20 protein-coding genes are annotated in these 17,212 nt (G+C 64.1%); 9 read left to right on the forward strand and 11 right to left on the reverse strand.

The window, feature by feature from the left end; translation table 11 throughout:
- Positions 1-26: 26 nt before the first annotated feature.
- The 3 genes from R1T45_RS17220 to R1T45_RS17230 form a co-directional block, all read right to left on the reverse strand.
- A complete protein-coding gene (locus R1T45_RS17220) occupies positions 27-1,016 on the reverse strand; it encodes an ROK family protein (RefSeq protein ID WP_132445717.1) in 990 nt (329 codons plus the stop codon).
- A 122-nt stretch (positions 1,017-1,138) separates the two neighbouring features.
- Positions 1,139-1,357 carry a hypothetical protein gene (locus R1T45_RS17225; RefSeq protein WP_067935872.1) on the reverse strand — a complete coding sequence of 73 codons (219 nt, stop codon included), beginning with the start codon at positions 1,355-1,357 and terminating at the stop codon, positions 1,139-1,141.
- A gap of 115 nt (positions 1,358-1,472) precedes the next feature.
- Positions 1,473-2,831 (reverse strand): formimidoylglutamate deiminase, encoded by a 1,359-nt coding sequence (locus R1T45_RS17230; RefSeq protein WP_317389687.1) that lies wholly within the window; start codon positions 2,829-2,831, stop codon positions 1,473-1,475.
- A gap of 86 nt (positions 2,832-2,917) precedes the next feature.
- Between R1T45_RS17230 and hutI the strand changes: the two genes are divergently transcribed.
- Genes hutI through hutU form a run of 4 tightly spaced genes read left to right on the forward strand, consistent with a single transcriptional unit; the run spans position 2,918 to position 8,122 of the window.
- Positions 2,918-4,126, forward strand: a complete 1,209-nt coding sequence (gene hutI, locus R1T45_RS17235; protein WP_317389688.1) for an imidazolonepropionase — start codon at positions 2,918-2,920, stop codon at positions 4,124-4,126.
- On the forward strand, positions 4,123-5,661 hold the full coding sequence (gene hutH, locus R1T45_RS17240; protein WP_317389689.1) for a histidine ammonia-lyase: 1,539 nt from the start codon (positions 4,123-4,125) through the stop codon (positions 5,659-5,661). The genes hutI and hutH overlap by 4 nt, the downstream gene beginning before the upstream one ends.
- On the forward strand, positions 5,658-6,458 hold the full coding sequence (gene hutG, locus R1T45_RS17245; RefSeq protein WP_120350555.1) for an N-formylglutamate deformylase: 801 nt from the start codon (positions 5,658-5,660) through the stop codon (positions 6,456-6,458). Before hutH ends, hutG begins: the two co-directional genes overlap by 4 nt.
- Complete coding sequence (gene hutU, locus R1T45_RS17250; protein WP_317389690.1) at positions 6,455-8,122, forward strand: urocanate hydratase; 1,668 nt, start codon at positions 6,455-6,457, stop codon at positions 8,120-8,122. Before hutG ends, hutU begins: the two co-directional genes overlap by 4 nt.
- Before the next feature lie 34 nt (positions 8,123-8,156).
- Here hutU and R1T45_RS17255 read toward each other — a convergent pair whose 3' ends face one another.
- Positions 8,157-8,846 (reverse strand): UTRA domain-containing protein, encoded by a 690-nt coding sequence (locus R1T45_RS17255; RefSeq protein ID WP_317389691.1) that lies wholly within the window; start codon positions 8,844-8,846, stop codon positions 8,157-8,159.
- A 184-nt stretch (positions 8,847-9,030) separates the two neighbouring features.
- Here R1T45_RS17255 and R1T45_RS17260 point away from each other — a divergent pair, with 184 nt between their 5' ends.
- Complete coding sequence (locus R1T45_RS17260) at positions 9,031-9,552, forward strand: cell wall hydrolase (protein ID WP_317389692.1); 522 nt, start codon at positions 9,031-9,033, stop codon at positions 9,550-9,552.
- Positions 9,553-9,555: 3 nt separating this feature from the next.
- On the opposite strand, the gene R1T45_RS17265 is transcribed toward R1T45_RS17260, so the two are convergent.
- The 6 genes from R1T45_RS17265 to R1T45_RS17290 form a co-directional block, all read right to left on the reverse strand.
- Positions 9,556-9,984 (reverse strand): YqaA family protein, encoded by a 429-nt coding sequence (locus R1T45_RS17265; protein ID WP_120352159.1) that lies wholly within the window; start codon positions 9,982-9,984, stop codon positions 9,556-9,558.
- A 126-nt stretch (positions 9,985-10,110) separates the two neighbouring features.
- On the reverse strand, positions 10,111-10,275 hold the full coding sequence (locus R1T45_RS17270) for a hemin uptake protein HemP (RefSeq protein WP_082849466.1): 165 nt from the start codon (positions 10,273-10,275) through the stop codon (positions 10,111-10,113).
- Positions 10,276-10,280: 5 nt separating this feature from the next.
- Positions 10,281-10,457, reverse strand: coding sequence for a hypothetical protein (locus R1T45_RS17275; protein WP_161487453.1), 177 nt, complete (start codon positions 10,455-10,457; stop codon positions 10,281-10,283).
- 162 nt (positions 10,458-10,619) lie between these two features.
- A complete protein-coding gene (locus tag R1T45_RS17280) occupies positions 10,620-10,937 on the reverse strand; it encodes an antibiotic biosynthesis monooxygenase family protein (RefSeq protein ID WP_120350552.1) in 318 nt (105 codons plus the stop codon).
- Between the two features lie 11 nt (positions 10,938-10,948).
- Positions 10,949-11,710, reverse strand: a complete 762-nt coding sequence (locus R1T45_RS17285; protein ID WP_317389693.1) for a ChaN family lipoprotein — start codon at positions 11,708-11,710, stop codon at positions 10,949-10,951.
- Positions 11,707-11,961, reverse strand: coding sequence for a hypothetical protein (locus R1T45_RS17290; RefSeq protein WP_067623293.1), 255 nt, complete (start codon positions 11,959-11,961; stop codon positions 11,707-11,709). The genes R1T45_RS17285 and R1T45_RS17290 overlap by 4 nt, the downstream gene beginning before the upstream one ends.
- Positions 11,962-12,395: 434 nt before the next feature.
- Here R1T45_RS17290 and phnC point away from each other — a divergent pair, with 434 nt between their 5' ends.
- From phnC to phnE (R1T45_RS17310), 4 genes are all read left to right on the forward strand, one after another.
- Complete coding sequence (gene phnC / locus R1T45_RS17295; RefSeq protein WP_317389694.1) at positions 12,396-13,190, forward strand: phosphonate ABC transporter ATP-binding protein; 795 nt, start codon at positions 12,396-12,398, stop codon at positions 13,188-13,190.
- Between the two features lie 45 nt (positions 13,191-13,235).
- On the forward strand, positions 13,236-14,144 hold the full coding sequence (gene phnD, locus R1T45_RS17300; protein WP_120350548.1) for a phosphonate ABC transporter substrate-binding protein: 909 nt from the start codon (positions 13,236-13,238) through the stop codon (positions 14,142-14,144).
- A gap of 73 nt (positions 14,145-14,217) precedes the next feature.
- Positions 14,218-15,096, forward strand: coding sequence for a phosphonate ABC transporter, permease protein PhnE (gene phnE / locus R1T45_RS17305; protein WP_317389695.1), 879 nt, complete (start codon positions 14,218-14,220; stop codon positions 15,094-15,096).
- A 65-nt stretch (positions 15,097-15,161) separates the two neighbouring features.
- The gene (gene phnE / locus R1T45_RS17310; RefSeq protein ID WP_317391123.1) at positions 15,162-16,397 is read left to right on the forward strand and encodes a phosphonate ABC transporter, permease protein PhnE; all 1,236 of its coding nucleotides are present in this window, start codon (positions 15,162-15,164) and stop codon (positions 16,395-16,397) included.
- Between the two features lie 9 nt (positions 16,398-16,406).
- Here phnE (R1T45_RS17310) and phnF read toward each other — a convergent pair whose 3' ends face one another.
- Positions 16,407-17,120 (reverse strand): phosphonate metabolism transcriptional regulator PhnF, encoded by a 714-nt coding sequence (gene phnF / locus R1T45_RS17315; RefSeq protein WP_317389696.1) that lies wholly within the window; start codon positions 17,118-17,120, stop codon positions 16,407-16,409.
- Between the last annotated feature and the right edge of the window lie 92 nt (positions 17,121-17,212).

A 17,212-nucleotide genomic window follows, 5' to 3' on the forward strand; every position in this document is an offset into this window, starting at 1 on the left:
CGATCATGGCGGCCCGCTGCCTGCTGTCAATCCGGCAGGGGGCGTTCGTGCTGCACAAACAGACAGTTGCGCGCACCCATGAGGCCAAAGTCGGGGTCATTGCACAGACCCAAGGGCAGCGCCGCGCGCCATTTGCTGTGCCGCCCGCCCGCGTTGAAGGCAGCGAGGAAGGCCTCATCCAACATCCAAGGGTTCTGCTGCGCCACGCCCCCCGTGATGAAAACCCCACCGCGCGCACCCAAGACCAGCCCCAAGTCCCCCGCAACCCCGCCAAGATATCGCGCCATCAAGGCCACCGCCCGGCAGGCACTCGTGTCCTCCCCAACCTTGGCCGCGGCAAAGATCGCCGCCGCCCCCTCCAGATGCGCCGCCTCGCCGCGGGCGGTTGCGATGGCGCGGTACCAATAGGGGATGCCGGTGCCCGACAGGATCGCCTCGGCCTCGACCGCCAGCGCGTCGCCCATCTGGACCTCGGGCCAAAGCGCGATCAGGGCTTCAAAATAGGCCACTTCCTCGGCGCTATGAGGGGTCAGCCGCAGATGCCCGCCTTCGCCCGGCACCGCCGTGGGCCGCGCCCCTTGCCAGACCAAAGACCCCACGCCCAAGCCCGTTCCCGGCCCGACAATCACCCGCGCGCCCGGTTGCGGCGCAGGGCCGCCCTGAAGAAAGCTCACCTTTGCCGCGTCCAGCGTGGCCAAGGACCAGGCCGCCGCCTCGAAATCATTGAGCAGCAGTACCTTGCCGGGCGCCACATCGCAGGCCCGCGCCAGATCATCGCGCGAGATGCTGCGCGCGGCGTTGGTCATGCGCACCTGCCCGTCGACAACCACCCCGGCCACCGCCATCGCGACCCCCTCGGGCGCGCCGCCCATCTCGCTACAAAGCGCCGCACAGGCGTCTGGCAATGTGGTCAGCCCATCGGTGCGATGCGTGCAGCGCCGCACCACCGCGCCTGCCGGGTCCACCGCCGCAAGCCGCAGGTTGGTGCCGCCAATGTCCCCTACAAGATACCACATATGTCTGCCCCAATTCCCTTGTTACCGGTGCAAGATGGCCCGCCCGCGCGACCAAGGCAAACAACAAAAAACCCGGAAGCAAAGGCTTCCGGGTCTTGGCGGTCAATGCTGTTGGCTGGGAGTCAATCGGGTGCGACAGGCACGGTTGCCGTATCATCGCCCTCAATCGCGGTGCCATCGTCAACGATCACCTCGTCTTCGGTGCCGGGGGCGGTGGCGACTTCCTCGCCCGTCCAGAAGACAATGATGCCGATGCCAAAGATCACGACAATCGCCATGCCGATCAGCGGCCACTTGTGACGGCTTTCCTGCTTTTTCAGATTTGTGTCTGGTGGACTCATGATCCGCTCCCTTTCGCTGGCTTCGGGCTATGCCGCGCAACACCACGCCGCGCGCGGCCCTTGTTAGGGGGCAAACCCGGCAGGCCGCGGCAAAGTTCCCGGAAGCTGGAAGGTTTCACAAAAGCGCCGTCAACTCTGCCATGGCGCGCCGGTAGCCTGCCACGATCCGGTCACGCTGCCGGTGCCGCCCGCCCGTCACCGCATGGCGCCCCGCCGACCACAGGTCCGTCACCACCCGATCCTTCGCCGCAAAGACCAGACCGTCGAGCAGTTGCGCGGGCCGCAGTGCACAAAGTGCCGGGTCTTGGCTGTCGATCGCCATCAGGTCGGCCCATGTGCCCACCGCAATCTCGCCCCGGCCCCGGCCAAGCGCCTGCGCACCACCGCGCGCGGCCCCGGTATAAAGCGCCTCCCCGACCGAGCCTTCGCCCGGCACCATCACGTTGCGCGCCAGATCGCGCAGGCGTTGGGAATACTCCAAGGTGCGCAACTCTTCGGTCAATGAGATCAGCACGTTGGAATCCGACCCAATGCCAAACCGCCCCCCGGCAGCGAGGTAGCCCGGCCCGTTGAACGGCCCATCGCCCAAATTCGCCTCTGTCACCGGGCAGAGCCCCGCCACCGCGCCGGTCCGGGCCAAGGCTGCCGTCTCTGCTTCGGTCATGTGGGTCGCATGGATCAGGCACCAGTTCTCCGTCACCTCAGCGTTCGCCAGCAACCAGTCCACCGGCCGTGCGCCGAGCCAGTCCGAGATGTCTGCGACCTCCTTGGGCTGTTCGGCGATGTGGATATGGGTCGACACCTCGGGATGCGCGGCCAGCACCTCGGCCAGTTCCGCCGGGGCTGTGGCGCGCAGCGAATGCGGCGCGATGCCGACGCGGCAGTCTGGGGGGAGATCAACTACCGCCCGTTTCGCCCGCTCCACCAGCGCATTGAACTGCGCCACCCCATTGCCAAAACGCGCCTGACCCGGCTGCAAGGGCACCTGCCCCGCGCCACCGTAGGTATAGAGCACCGGCAGATGGGTTAGCCCGATCCCCGTCTCCGCCGCCGCCGCCGCGATCCGGGCCGAAAGCTCACCCAGATCATCATAGGGCGTGCCGTCGGGCTGGTGATGCAGGTAATGAAACTCGCCCACGCTGGCAAAACCCGCCTCTTGCATCTCAAGGAAAACAAAGGCGGCGATGGCCTCAATATGCGCGGGCGTGAGATGGGCGGTAAAGCGGTACATCAGGTCCCGCCACGTCCAGAAACTGTCTTTCCCCGCCATCCGCACCTCGGTCATCCCGGCCATGGCGCGTTGAAAGCTGTGGCTGTGCAGGTTGGCCAGCGCAGGCAGCAGGGTATCGACGCGGCTGTCGTCAGGATGGGGCGTTTGTCCGGTCTGCACCGCCGTGATGCGGCCCTCAGCAACCGTAATCCGAACGTCCCGCGCCCAGCCCTGCGGCAGTCTTGCGTGTTTTGCGAAAATCATTTGACGGCCTTTCGGTTTTTTATGTATAGACATATAACAATTAAAACCGCGTTAGAAAAGTAAAACCTCAGGAGGGGGCGATAGAGATGGCAGAGCACGACCGAGTTTTGATCGACCTCACCGCCGCGACCTTAGACGGCGCAGAACCCTATGGAATGATTGAGAATGCAGCGATTGCGATTGCCGGGAGCCAGATCGCATGGGTCGGCCCGCGCCTTGACCTGCCACGGGCCTACCGCCACCAGCCGACAGAATCACTGGGCCACCGCCTCGTCACCCCCGGTCTGATCGACTGCCACACCCATATCGTCCACGGAGGCGACCGCGCGCGCGAGTTCGAAATGCGCCTTGAAGGAGCCAGCTACGAAGACGTCGCCCGCGCCGGGGGCGGCATCGTCTCAACCGTCACCGCCACCCGCGCCGCCAGTGAGGCCGATCTGCTGGCAGAAGCCCTGCGCCGCGTCGATGTGCTGATCGCCGAAGGCGTCACGGGGATCGAGATCAAATCCGGTTACGGTCTGGATATCGACACCGAGCTGCGCATGCTCCGCACCGCACGCGCCGTGGGCCAGCAGCGCCCGATCCGAGTGCGCACCACCTTCCTCGGCGCCCATGCCACGCCTACCGAATACGCAGGCCGCGCTGACGCCTATATCGACGAAGTCTGCCTCCCCGCCCTGCGCGCCGCCCATGCCGAGGGGCTGGTCGATGCGGTCGACGGGTTCTGCGAGGGCATCGCCTTTCAGCCCGCCCAAATCGCGCGGGTCTTTGACGTGGCGCGGGAATTGGGGCTGCCGGTGAAACTCCATGCCGAGCAACTGTCGAACCTTGGCGGCGCGAAACTCGCGGCCTCCTATGGCGCGCTGTCGGCGGATCATATTGAGTACCTTGACGCGGACGGCGTGAAAGCGATGGCCAAGGCGGGCACCGTCGCCGTCATCCTCCCCGGCGCGTTTTATACCCTGCGCGAAACCCAAGCGCCCCCGATTGATCTGCTGCGCAAACACGGCGTGCCGATGGCGCTGGCGACGGATATCAACCCCGGGTCGTCGCCGCTGAACTCCCTGCTGCTGACGCTCAACATGGGCTGCACCCTGTTCCGCATGACGCCCGAAGAGGCGCTGCGCGGTGCCACGCAACATGCCGCCCGCGCGCTTGGGCTGGACGGCTGCGGCATGATCCGCCCCGGCTTGCGCGCCGACCTCGCCGTTTGGGATATCAAACACCCTGCCGAGCTTGCCTATCGCATCGGCTTCAACCCGCTTCACTCTCGCATTTTCGGAGGCCAATCGTGACCACCCTGACCCTCACCCCCGGCGCGGCCACCTTGGACGATCTGGCCCGCATCTACCGCGAAGAGGCATCGGTGAGGCTCGACCCCGCCTGCCGCCCAGCGATTGAACTGGCCCACGCGCGCATTGCCAAAGCGGTGGCGGGCGAGGATGCCGTCTACGGCGTGAACACCGGTTTCGGCAAGCTCGCCTCGGTCAAGATCGCCTCAGATGACACGGCCACCCTGCAACGCAACCTGATCCTGTCGCATTGCTGCGGCGTCGGCCCGGCGATCCCGCGCGGCCATGCGCGGCTCTTGATGGCGCTCAAACTGCTGAGCCTTGGGCGCGGCGCCTCAGGCGTGCGGCTTGAGGTCGTCGATCTGATCGAAGGCATGCTGGAGCGTGGCGTGACCCCGGTGATCCCGGCGCAAGGATCGGTCGGTGCCTCAGGCGATCTGGCCCCCTTGGCCCATATGGCCGCTGCGATGATGGGCCACGGCGAGGCGGAAATTGAGGGCCGCGTCATGACCGGCGGAGAGGCGCTGACCGCCGCGGGTCTCACCCCGCTGGAATTCGGCCCGAAAGAAGGGCTGGCGCTGATCAACGGCACACAGTTTTCGACCGCCTTCGCGCTGGCGGGGCTGTTTGACGCATGGCGGGCGGCAAACTCGGCGTTGGTGATCTCGGCCCTGTCGACGGACGCGATCATGGGCTCCACCGCGCCGCTGCAACCCGAAATCCACGCCCTGCGCGGCCATCGAGGCCAGATCGAAGCGGGCGAGACGATGCGTGCCCTGCTCAACGCCTCGGAAATCCGCGAGAGCCACGTGGCGAATGACGCCCGCGTGCAAGACCCCTACTGCATCCGCTGCCAGCCTCAGGTGACCGGGGCCGCGATGGATGTGCTGCGCATGGCCGCCCGCACGCTTGAGGTCGAAGCCAACGCCGCCACCGACAACCCGCTGGTGCTGGTCGGCGCGGACCTGATCGTTTCAGGCGGGAATTTCCATGCCGAACCGGTGGGTTTTGCCGCCGATATGATCGCACTGGCCGTGGCCGAAATCGGAGCCATCGCGCAGCGCCGCGTGGCGTTGATCGTGGACCCGGTGCTCAGCTTCAACCTGCCGCCCTTCCTCACGCCAAACCCCGGCCTCAACAGCGGCTATATGATCGCCGAAGTCACCACCGCCGCCCTTATGAGCGAGAACAAGCACCTCGCCAATCCGTGCGTCACCGACAGCACGCCGACCTCGGCCAACCAAGAGGATCACGTCAGCATGGCCGCCCATGGTGCGCGGCGGCTGGGGCAGATGATCGACAACCTAAACCGTATCCTTGGGGTCGAGTTGCTCTGCGCGGCGCAGGGCATTGATTTCCGCGCCCCGCTGACCACCAGCGAGCCGTTGCAGCGTGTGGTGAAACGGGTCCGCAAGGATGTCGCGACGCTGGATGAGGACCGTTACCTCGCCCCCGATCTGGAACGCGCGGCACAGATGGTGGCCGAAGGCGAGATTAGCCGCGCCGCCGCCATCGAGATGCCGGAGATTTCCACATGACCCCGGTTGAGATCACCCGCGGCGACAGCCCCATCGTGCTTGGCCTGCCGCATACCGGCACCGATCTGCCCGACACAGTGCGCCGCGATCTGAACCCGCGCGGGCTCGAACTGGCGGACACCGACTGGCATATTCACCGACTTTACCAAGGGTTACTGCCCGGCGCGACCACCGTGCGCGCGACCTTCCACCGCTATGTGATCGACGCCAACCGCGACCCTTCGGGCGCATCGCTCTACCCCGGCCAAAACACCACCGGGCTGGTGCCGCTGACCGATTTCGACGGGCAGGACATTTGGACAACCCCGCCCGAAGAAGCCGAGATCGAGGCCCGCCGCCTGGCATTCCACGCCCCCTATCACGCGGCGCTTGAGGCGGAATTGGCCCGCGTCCGCGCGTTGCATGGCGTGGCGATCCTCTATGACTGCCACTCGATCCGCTCGCTGATCCCCTTCCTCTTTGACGGCCCCTTGCCCGATTTCAACATCGGCACGAACCTCGGCACCACCTGCGCGCCTGAGATCGAAGCCGCCGTCGCGGATATCTGCGCCGCCGCCCCCGGCTATACCTCTGTCATCAATGGCCGTTTCAAAGGCGGCTGGACCACTCGCCACTATGGCCGCCCCGCCGAAGGGTTTCACGCAATCCAGATGGAACTGGCGCAGAGCAGCTACCTCAGCGCCGAAGCCCCGCCCTGGCCCTGTGATCCCGAAAAGTCTGCGCGCCTGCGCAGGCACCTGACCGACATTCTGACAACTCTGGCCGCGATGGCCCCGACCCTGAAAGGCACAGCATGAGCGATCCGCGCAAGAACACCCGTGACGTCTATCCCGCCACCGGCACCGAGCTTTCGGCGAAAAGCTGGCTCACCGAAGCGCCCCTGCGGATGCTGATGAACAACCTGCACCCAGACGTGGCCGAGAACCCGCATGAGCTCGTCGTCTATGGTGGCATCGGCCGTGCGGCGCGGACGTGGAAAGATTACGACCAGATCGTCGCCTCGCTCCGCGCGCTCGAAGACGACCAAACGCTGCTGGTGCAATCGGGCAAGCCTGTCGGTGTATTCAAGACCCACAAAGACGCCCCGCGCGTGCTGATCGCGAACTCAAACCTCGTGCCGCATTGGGCGAATTGGGACCACTTCAACGAGCTCGATAAAAAGGGTCTGGCGATGTACGGCCAGATGACCGCAGGCTCGTGGATCTACATCGGCTCCCAAGGCATCGTGCAGGGCACCTATGAGACATTTGTCGAGGCGGGCCGCCAGCATTATGGCGGCGATCTGACCGGCAAATGGATCCTCACCGGCGGGCTTGGCGGCATGGGCGGTGCCCAGCCTTTGGCGGCGGTGATGGCAGGCGCTTGTTGCCTCGCGGTGGAGTGCAATCCCGACAGCATCGATTTCCGTCTGCGCACAAAATACGTCGATGAAAAAGCCGAAACGCTCGACGAAGCGCTGGAGATGATCGAGCGTTGGACCGCTGCCGGAGAAGCGAAATCCGTGGCCCTCTTGGGCAATGCCGCCGATGTCTTTCCCGAGCTGGTGAAACGCGGCATGCGCCCCGATATCGTGACCGATCAGACCAGCGCCCATGACCCGGTGAACGGCTATCTGCCGCAGGGTTGGAGCATGGCCGACTGGCGCGAGAAGCGCGAGAGTGCCCCCAAGGCGGTCGAACGCGCCGCCCGCGCCTCAATGAAGGTACAAGTCAAAGCGATGGTCGATTTTCACGCGGCGGGCATCCCCACGGTCGACTATGGCAACAACATCCGCCAGATGGCGCTGGAGGAAGGGTTAGACAACGCCTTTGATTTCCCCGGCTTTGTCCCCGCCTACATTCGCCCGCTGTTTTGCCGGGGCGTGGGGCCGTTCCGCTGGGCGGCGCTGTCAGGCGATCCGGAGGATATTTACAAGACCGATGCCAAGGTGAAAGAAATCCTCTCCGAAGATACGCACCTGCACAACTGGCTCGACATGGCCCGCGAGCGTATTTCCTTCCAAGGTCTGCCCGCACGGATCTGCTGGGTGGGTCTGGGTGTGCGCCACAAGCTCGGTCTCGCCTTCAACGAGATGGTCCGCACTGGCGAGCTAAGCGCGCCCATCGTGATCGGGCGCGACCACCTCGACAGTGGTTCCGTCGCCTCGCCCAACCGCGAGACAGAGGCGATGAAAGACGGCTCTGATGCCGTGTCGGATTGGCCGCTGCTAAACGCGCTTTTGAACACTGCCTCGGGGGCCACTTGGGTGTCGCTGCACCACGGCGGCGGGGTCGGCATGGGCTTCTCGCAGCACTCCGGCATGGTGATCTGCTGTGACGGGTCCGAAGACGCCGACCGCCGGATCGAACGGGTGCTGTGGAACGATCCGGCGACGGGTGTGATGCGCCATGCGGATGCGGGCTATGACGAGGCGCTTGATTGCGCCCGCGCGCATGGGCTGGACCTGCCGGGCATCCTTTGAACCTCACGCGCCGCCGCCTTAGCGTGGCGGTGCATCAATAGCGGGTCGTCAGCCGGTGACCGGGGCGATGCGACAGGCGCACATAGGTCACCGCCTGCCCCTCCCACCATGTCGAACGCTCGACCGTGAAAACCGGATCACCCAAGGCGCAGGCGAGATACTCACTCAGCCGCTGATCGGCCAGTCCGGCGGAGAGGCTGATCTCAACATCCGAAAAAGGTATTGCCGAGATCAGCCATTCGTTCGGCCCCAGCTCTGCAAAATCCTCCTCCCGCGCCTGCGGCAGGGTCGCAAGGTTGATCCAGCGGTCTTCATATTGATAGGGATCGCCATCGGCGTAATGCATACAGACCAGATGCAGCGCCTCGCTGCCTGCGGTCAGTTTCAGCCGCGCGCGCAACCAGTCCGGCGCAGGCTCAACCGCGTGGCTCACCAGCGAATAGCGATAATCAGCGCCCTTCTCTTCGATCTCGGCCCGGACCAGCGGAATGTCGAAGCGCGCCTGCCGCACCGGGGCCATGCGCACCCGCGTCCCGGCTTTGCGGCGGCGCTCGATAAACCCTTCGTCGGCCAATTCGCGCATGGCACGGTTGACCGTCGCGCGGGCGCAGCCATAGGTCTCGGCCAGATCGACCTCATTGGGCACAAGACTACCCAGAGGCCATTCCCCCTTGGTGATCTTTGACAGGATGTCGGTTTTCACATCCCGGTAGGTGACTTTCATAAGAACGGCCCTGCTGGGTTCATGACTGTTTTATCAAGCATTACACTAGATCAATCGTCAGCCCAAGCGCCCCCGCGCGCCCCACCCGGAGAGAAACCGCCTGAGCCGGGGCGCGGGTCTTGCCTCGCCCCGCGTTTGCTGGAAAATTACGCGCCACCTGCCCCCTCACCCAGAAAGGCCGCCCATGCGCGTTCAGCCCCCGAAAATCCGCACCGCCGCTTTGATGCTGGGCCTTGGCCTGCTCGCCGCTTGTGGCGGTAAGCAGACCGAAGTGGTCGCGATCCCGGTGGGTGAGGTGGAGTGTATGGCGCGGGCGATGTATTTCGAATCCAACCGCTCCAGCCGCGACGGGATGGTCGCCGTGGGCACGGTGGTGTTGAACCGCGTCCATTCCGAAGCCTTCCCCGATACGGTCTGCGGGGTGGTCGGCCAGCGCAATCAGTTCGCACCGGGCGTGATGACGAAACCGATGAGCGACCGCGGGGCCCCGCTGGCCCGCGCCACCGCGCTGGCGGTGCTTCAGGGCGAGCGGCACCCCAAGGTCACCCGCGCGAAATTCTTCCACGCCGCGTGGTACAATGCCAATTACAACAACATGCATTACGTGGTGACCGCAGGCGGCAATGCCTTTTACGAAAAGCGCCGTCCGGCCCTCGTGACCACGCCCAACCCGCTGCCGCCGCTCGAAGGGATCACCCCGCTCTGAGCGTCACAGAACCCCGCGCGCGAGCAGGATCAGCACCAGATAGCGCCCGCCTTTGGCAAGGGTGACAATCAGCAAGAAGCGCCAAAGCGGTTCGCGCATCATGCCCGCGGCCAAGGTCAGCGGATCGCCGATGATCGGCACCCAACTGGCCAGCAGGCTCCAATACCCCCAGCGTTGATACCAGCCAGAGGCCCGCCCCATCTGCCGCGCCGAGAAAGGAAACCAGCGGTGATCGGCAAAATGGCTGAGGTAGCGCCCGAGCAGCCAATTCAGCAGCGAGCCCAGCACATTCCCCAGCGTCGCCACCAGCCACAACAACGCCGTGGCATGGGCACCCGACCACATCAGCCCCAAAAGCACCGCTTCGGATTGCGCGGGGATCAGCGTCGCCGCCAGCAGGGCCGCGAAGAACAGGCTCAGCAGGGCCAGCATGTCAGCGGCGAAGGACGGAAAAGGCGAAAAGGCCGGGCATGCCGCGTCAGTAAAGACGCCGTGGCGTGAGGGCAAGCCGCAGCCGCGCCTTAGGCGTTCCGCGCCACACTTGGGCAGCCGCGCGGCCTATTTCGTCAGGATCAATTTCCCTGCCCGTGTGATGCGCAGCGTATAGGTTTGGCCGTCCAGCACGATGTTGGCCGTCGAGCCATTGGGCACCAAGGCACGCGCATCATGCACGGCGTCTTCGACCGGTTGGCCTGCGGGCGAGGGATCAGGCAGCTTTTGCATCAGGCTCATCCTGCGTCCCCCATCTGGCGGGCGCGTTGCAGATCGATGAGGTGCTCAAGGCCAAAGCCATCGCAGGGCGCGGTATCGTTGCTGCCAAGCGCGATATCGCGCCAGCTGTTGTTGGATTGCGTCTGTAGCCGGGCATGGGCCATTGGCTCGGGCGTGGTCACGGGTGTCCTCACGGGGGCGGGCTCCTTTCCATTGACATCCGGGCTTCCGACGCGCGGTGGCTTGGACGGTTTCGGCGTAAAGTCGTTCATACCCCGGCCAAAATACCGGGCTCTTATAACGGCTACTTAATCCGATTATTTTAGTCAAGTATAGAAAGTCCCGCCTGCCCCGCGTCAGACTGCTTCGATTTGCTGAATAGTCTGAAAGCCCTCGAACCGCGGCGCGCCTTCGTGCAGCTTGCGGGTTTGCCCCGCCCGCGCATGCGCCGCGCGAAAGGCGTCGCTGGTGGTCCATGCCCGAAAATGCGCTTCGCTTTCCCAAATGGTGTGCGAGGCATAGAGGATCGTCCCCTCCTCCTCTGGCCCTTTGAGCATGTGGAAGGACACGAACCCCTCCGTCTCTTTCAGATGGCTTTCGCGGTTCAGCCAAAGCTCTTCGAATGCGGCGGCATTCTCGGGCAGTACGGTGAAACGGTTCATGGCAAGGTACATGGGCGGGTCCTTTAATTCTTGGTCAGGGCGTTACAGGGGTCTTCGCGCTTGGTGGGCGGGATCAGGCGGGTCTCGTCAAATGGCATCTCTGTCTGTGTTTCGACAAAGCCGATGGCATGGGTCGTGACCTCGGGGGCCGCTTGCGCGATCAGCGCGGGAATGCCCCAATCGGTGCGGGCATGGCCGTTGCCGGTGATCACGGCCACGGGCGGGCCATAGGTCTCAAGCGCCTTGAGCGCCGCGCGCGCGAATGTGGCGTCGCGGTAGCGTTGCACGGCGACCATGCCCCCCATCATGTCGCGCGGCATGGCCCGGCAATGAGCGGCGAACTGCACCTCGATCCGGGCCGCCTGCTGATCGTCGGGCAGCGGTTGATCAAGGCCAAAGCGCGCCGCTTCCGGCCCGAAAAGCGCGGCTGCGCCTTCAAGATACACACTGCGCACCGCCTCGCGGGGGGCGGCGGCACCGATGATCCGGGCTTCGCCCAAAGCATCGAAGATCGGCGCGTAGATGTCGAAATCCTGCCAACCACTTGCCGCCCAAGCCTGCGCAATCTGGCTGCGATCGGCATCGGATTTCGCCCCCTGCGCGGCGGTGAGCATCTCGAACACCACAGCAGTGGGGCGCAGCGTCTCCAGCGCGGCGGCCTGTTCGAGATGGGCATGGGGGTTGTCATGCACCTCCCCCAAAATCACGATCTCGGCGAGGGGGTCGGCGCCCGCGGGCAGCGCGAGCCAGAGCAGCAAAGCGGCGCTGCGGGTCTTACCGCTCACGATTTGCGCTCATCCGCGTCGGTTTTCACTTCGGGATCGTTATAGTCGTTGGGGTCAAAATCGTCGGGGTCGAAGGGGTCTTCGTCTTCGGCGATGCCGCTGACATGGGTGGTGCCGCTTTCCTCATCGAAAACCAGCCCATAGTTCGCCTTGCCCTCGCTTTTGTAGCGCCGGAATTCGTGGATGCCTGCGTAGACAAAAACCAATGTGATCGGCAACAGAATCAAAAATGCGATAATCTGGGCGTCCATAAACGCGCTCCTTTAGATGCTTGTCGGGGGCCTGTATCACCGAAGGGGGCGCGGCGGGGTGGCACTGCGCGACCGGTGATCCGGCCAAAGATATTACGGTCCGCCGCGCGGGGCTGCGCGGTCTGACCCGATGCGGCCCTATCCGAACCGCCCTGTAAGAGAAAGCATTAATCCGGGGGCTTTGTTCCGCAAGCTCTATTTGACTGGCCCTTGTTCTATTGAGGTTGGCTGGCCTTCGCGCCGCAAATCCCCTAGCCTACGGACTGCTCCGCGCGGGGGCAGCCGCGCCGCCCAACCGCCTATAAAACAAGCACAAACGCCTGCCCCCAGACAGCCGTTCCCGAAAAAACCGCGCGTTACAAAAGCTTCGTCAAACTTAAACATTCGTGACATTCACCGCTGCGATAGCTCGCCCCGCAAACCCCGGGGGACTTATGCTCGTCATATCTGAACTGACCAAAACATTCGGCGCGAACACAGCCGTGGCCCGCGCTAATCTACAGGTCGACAAACCGCAGATGATCGGAATCATCGGCCGTTCCGGCGCAGGGAAATCCACGCTGCTGCGGATGTTAAATCGACTGACCGATGCCTCCTCTGGGCAGATCCTGTTTCAAGGGCGCGATGTGACCGCCCTGCGCGGCGCGGCCCGGCGCGGCTGGCAGGCGGAATGTGCGATGATCTTTCAGCAGTTCAACCTCGTCCCGCGGATGGATGTGGTGTCGAACGTGCTGCACGGCACGCTCAACCGCCGCTCGACGCTCAGCAGCATCTTCAACCTCTACCCCGATGCTGACATCACCCGCGCGATTGAAATCCTCGACCGTCTGGGCATCGCGCAACATGCGCCCAAACGGGCCGAGGCGCTCTCGGGTGGCCAGCAGCAGCGCGTCGCCATCGCCCGCGCCCTGATGCAAGACCCGCAGATCATTCTGGCGGATGAGCCGATCGCCAGCCTCGACCCGATGAACGCGCAGGTGGTGATGCAATCGCTGCGTCGCATTCACGAGGAAGACGGCCGTATGGTCATCGCCAACCTTCACACGCTGGATACCGCGCGCCGCTATTGCGACCGCGTGGTGGGGATGCGCGACGGGAAAATCGTCTTTGACGGCACGCCCGCGCAACTGACCACCAGCATGGCCCGCGAAATCTACGGTGCAGACAGCAGCTTCTCCGAAGCCGCCACCTCAACCGAGATCGAAACGCTGGACAAGGTGCCAGCCTGACACGACCCGCCCCAATGGGCATATTTTCAAACTGGAGACGACAAAATGAAGAAGCTCATCGCCGCCGCACTGGCAACCACGGCCCTGACCGGCGCTGCACTGGCTCAATCCGCAGATGTCACCGAATTTCGCATCGGCATCCTTGGCGGGGAAAACGCGCAGGACCGGATGAACTCCTACGAATGTCTGCGCGGCTACACCGAAGAGCGCCTTGGCGTTCCGGCCAAACTCTTTGCCCCTGCCGACTATAACGGCGTGATCCAAGGTCTGCTGGGCGGCACGCTCGACATGGCGTGGCTCGGTGCCTCGGCCTATGCCGCCGTTCACCTGCAAGACCCCGAAGCGGTTGAGCCGGTGCTGGTCAAGATCAACCTCGATGGCTCCTACGGCTACCACTCCATCGGCTTCGCGCGCAAAGATGCGGGCATCAACACGCTTGAAGACATGCAGGGAAAAGTCTTTGGCTTTGGCGATCCGAACTCCACCTCTGGCTACCTGATCCCCTCCATCGAAATCCCCCAGACAACCGGTGCCACCATGGAATCCGGCGACTACTTCGGCGAAGTGAAATTCACCGGCGGGCATGAGCAGACCATCGTCGCGGTCAACAACGGTGATGTCGCGGGCGGCGTGACATGGGCCGACGGTCAGGGCAATTGGGAAGACGGCTACAACTCCGGCGCGCTGCGCAAAGCCGTGGATGCGGGCCTGATTGACATGAACGATCTGGTGGAAATCTGGCGTTCCAAGCCGATCCCCGAAGGCCCGGTCGTGCTACGCAAAGACCTGCCCGAAGAGGTCAAAACAACCATGACCGCACTGGTGGATGAGCTCCACGAGATGGACGCCGACTGCGCCTATGGCGTGGCCGCGGGCGAAAGCCTCGGCTTCGATCCGATTGCCCATGACGCCTATGTCTCGATCGTCGAAGCGCGCAAGGCGAAATCTAACTGATCCTAAGGGACAAAAGACATCTGGCAGGTCCCGGCAACGATTGTCGGGGCCTGTCGTCATAGGGGGACGACAGATGCAACAGACCACCACCGCGCCTGATATCACGGCGGATTACCTTGCCCATACCCGACAAAAGCGGGTGATGAATATGATCTTGCTGGTCGTTTTCGTGGCCCTGCTGATCGGCGGTTTCGGCACCGCCAATGCCCGCAACGCTGGCGGGTTCTGGAACGGGCTGCCCAATGTCTTTGATTTCCCCGCCGATGTGCTGAGCGAGGCATGGGAGCGCATTCATCTGCTGCCCGGCTATTTCGTGAAATACCTCCCCTCTCTCATCGAAACGGTGAACATCGCCGGGGCCGCCACGCTGATCGGTGCGCTTTTCGCGTTTTTCGCCGCCCTTCTGGCCACACGCGGCCTTGCCCCCGCGCCATGGCTCGTCGGCCCGCTGCGCCGCCTGCTAGACGTGCTGCGCGCCGTGCCTGAAATTGTCGTCGCCCTCGTGCTGATCTTTTTGCTCGGTGGTGGCCCGGTGCCTGCGATGATCGCCATCGCGCTGCATACCGTGGGCGCGCTTGGCAAGCTCTTCTCTGAGGTGAACGAGAACGCGTCGCTCAAGCCCGTCGACGGGCTTGCCTCTGTCGGGGCGGGCTGGCTGCAACGGATGGTCTTGGGCGTCGTGCCACAGGTCGCGCCCAACTATCTCTCCTACGCGCTGCTGCGGTTTGAGATCAACATTCGCGCCTCAGCCATCCTTGGTTTCGTCGGCGCAGGCGGCATCGGCTATGACCTGCGCAACACGATGTCTTGGGGCCAAGGCAAATTCGACGAAGCAGCGGCGAACTTTCTGCTGCTCTTCGGCACTATCATCATCGTTGACCAAGTCTCGAGCCATTTCCGCGACCGGCTGACCCATGGCCGCGCCTATAAGGACAAGGGAGCCATCCTGTGACCGACCTTACCGCTTCCACCCTCCCTGCCCAGCAGGTCGCCAGCCGCAGCTTCCGCCGCAAGCGTATGGCGAGCCTCGCCGCGCCGGTGCTGATCCTTGTCTACCTCACCTATGTCTTCTTCGCCTTCGACGTGGCCGGGCTAGGTGATCGCATCAACGTGTCGAACATGAAGACGCTGGTGGCCGACAGCTATAGCTACAAAACCCATGTCGCCCGCGACAACCGCAACGGCGAGATGGAGATCGCCATCGAAGGCGAGCGCAAGGGCCGCTATGCGCCGGGCACCGCCCCCGATTGGGTCACCTTGGGCGAGACGACGCTTGTCGAGCTTGGCAACGGCCATACCGTCGAACTGGGGCCGGAGGTGCGCTATGACGTGCCGGGCTACGGCCTGATCACCGCCACGCCGGGGCGCAGCGGCGTCAATGCCACCCTGCCCGACGGCCCCCTGCCCGAGTGGATCAACGCCTCTAAAAACCGCCTTGCGATCACCACGGACGCGGGCCGCCTGACGATCACCCGCAACCGTGCCGAGGTCTTTCGCTATTTCAACGGCTGGGAGCTGTTCTTCTTCACGCTCGACAGCCCCTACCATGGCATGTCCCCGCTAGAGCTGCTGCGCAGCGGTGAATACGGCGCGATCTGGCAGGATTTCTGGACCAACAAAATGTGGCGTCACGGCGATGTCGCTTGGGCGCTGGTTGAGACCATTCTCATGGCCTTTCTCGGCACCTTTGGCGCGGCGATGATTGCCCTGCCGCTGGGGTTCCTCGCGGCCAAGAACTTCTCCCCCTTAGGCGGTCTGCGCTTTGCCGCGCGGCGGTTGTTCGACTTCCTGCGCGGGGTCGACGGGCTGATCTGGACCATCGTTCTCTCCCGCGCCTTTGGCCCCGGCCCGCTGACCGGATCACTGGCGATCCTGCTGACGGATACCGGCACCTTCGGCAAAATCTTCTCAGAAGCGCTGGAGAATGTGGACGACAAGCAGATCGAGTGTATCGCCTCCACCGGGGCAGCACCCGTGCAGCGCTACCGCTTTGGCGTCATCCCGCAGATCACCCCGGTGCTGCTGAGCCAAGTCCTCTACTATCTGGAATCGAACACCCGTTCGGCCACCATCATCGGCGCGATCACCGGCGGCGGCATTGGCCTGCTGCTGACCCAAGCGATCATCACCCAGAAGGATTGGGAGGAAGTGAGCTATTACATCGTGCTGATCATTCTAATGGTCGTGGCGATGGACAGTTTCTCGGGCTGGCTCCGCCGTAAGCTGATCGCGGGCACCTCAGACGGCCATTAAGGCCGCGTATCAATCGCCGGGGTTCAGCGTCAGCGTCACGCGGTCCCCGGCGAACCACGTCACCCCATATTCCACCGGCACCCCGTCCGGGTCCACGTTGATCCCAGCAGACCGCAGGATCGGCGCGCCCTCACTCAAACGAAGATGTAGCGCCTGCGTGGCATTGGCCAGCTTCGCCGTCAGTCGGGTCGAGGCGCGGGTGTAATCTGCCACCCCGCCCTGCGCCAAGGCCGAGGTGACCGAGCGGCTGGTCTCAAGCGCTTTTAACAGATCAGGGAACCGCGCGGCAGGAAACAGGCTGCGGAAAATCGCGATGGGCTGGTCATCGGCCAGCGACAGCCCCTCATAGACATGCACGAGCGCCTCTCCCTCTAGCCCAAGCTGCTCGGCCTCATGGGCCGAAGCCGCGCGGGTCTCCAGCATCAAAATCTGCTTGGCCGGCACCCGCCCCGCCGCCGCGAGGTTCTGGTGAAACCGCACCCTCTTGCCGATGGGGTAATCCGTGGGCCGCTGCGCCACGAAGACCCCCGCTCCGCGACGGCTGTAGGTCAGCCCGCTCTCGTTCATGTCGCTGATCGCCCGGCGCACCGTGTGACGGTTGACCCCAAACCGCGCCGCCAATTGCGCCTCGGTCGGGAGCCGATCGCCGGGGGCGTATTTCCCCGTGGCGATGTCATGGGTGAGCGTGGCGGTGATGGTTTTCCAGATCGCAGTTCGGGCCATGTCGCAGAAGTTTCACATATCCATGCTTGCGCCAGCGGGAGGCCAGCGGCTAATACTTGTCTAGTTGTATAGTATATTAGACAAATGCACAA

Source organism: Sulfitobacter sp. LC.270.F.C4, assembly GCF_032922545.1.
GTDB lineage: Bacteria > Pseudomonadota > Alphaproteobacteria > Rhodobacterales > Rhodobacteraceae > Sulfitobacter > Sulfitobacter profundi.

Excerpts from the sequence above, each read along its gene's own strand:
- R1T45_RS17220 (WP_132445717.1), bottom strand. The coding sequence starts at position 1,016 with ATGTGGTATCTTGTAGGGGACATTGGCGGCACCAACCTGCGGCTTGCG.
- R1T45_RS17225 (WP_067935872.1), bottom strand. The coding sequence starts at position 1,357 with ATGAGTCCACCAGACACAAATCTGAAAAAGCAGGAAAGCCGTCACAAG.
- R1T45_RS17230 (WP_317389687.1), bottom strand. The coding sequence starts at position 2,831 with ATGATTTTCGCAAAACACGCAAGACTGCCGCAGGGCTGGGCGCGGGAC.
- hutI (WP_317389688.1), top strand. The coding sequence starts at position 2,918 with ATGGCAGAGCACGACCGAGTTTTGATCGACCTCACCGCCGCGACCTTA.
- hutG (WP_120350555.1), top strand. The coding sequence starts at position 5,658 with ATGACCCCGGTTGAGATCACCCGCGGCGACAGCCCCATCGTGCTTGGC.
- hutU (WP_317389690.1), top strand. The coding sequence starts at position 6,455 with ATGAGCGATCCGCGCAAGAACACCCGTGACGTCTATCCCGCCACCGGC.
- R1T45_RS17255 (WP_317389691.1), bottom strand. The coding sequence starts at position 8,846 with ATGAAAGTCACCTACCGGGATGTGAAAACCGACATCCTGTCAAAGATC.
- R1T45_RS17260 (WP_317389692.1), top strand. The coding sequence starts at position 9,031 with ATGCGCGTTCAGCCCCCGAAAATCCGCACCGCCGCTTTGATGCTGGGC.
- R1T45_RS17265 (WP_120352159.1), bottom strand. The coding sequence starts at position 9,984 with ATGCTGGCCCTGCTGAGCCTGTTCTTCGCGGCCCTGCTGGCGGCGACG.
- R1T45_RS17270 (WP_082849466.1), bottom strand. The coding sequence starts at position 10,275 with ATGCAAAAGCTGCCTGATCCCTCGCCCGCAGGCCAACCGGTCGAAGAC.
- R1T45_RS17280 (WP_120350552.1), bottom strand. The coding sequence starts at position 10,937 with ATGTACCTTGCCATGAACCGTTTCACCGTACTGCCCGAGAATGCCGCC.
- R1T45_RS17290 (WP_067623293.1), bottom strand. The coding sequence starts at position 11,961 with ATGGACGCCCAGATTATCGCATTTTTGATTCTGTTGCCGATCACATTG.
- phnC (WP_317389694.1), top strand. The coding sequence starts at position 12,396 with ATGCTCGTCATATCTGAACTGACCAAAACATTCGGCGCGAACACAGCC.
- phnD (WP_120350548.1), top strand. The coding sequence starts at position 13,236 with ATGAAGAAGCTCATCGCCGCCGCACTGGCAACCACGGCCCTGACCGGC.
- phnE (WP_317389695.1), top strand. The coding sequence starts at position 14,218 with ATGCAACAGACCACCACCGCGCCTGATATCACGGCGGATTACCTTGCC.
- phnE (WP_317391123.1), top strand. The coding sequence starts at position 15,162 with ATGGCGAGCCTCGCCGCGCCGGTGCTGATCCTTGTCTACCTCACCTAT.
- phnF (WP_317389696.1), bottom strand. The coding sequence starts at position 17,120 with ATGGCCCGAACTGCGATCTGGAAAACCATCACCGCCACGCTCACCCAT.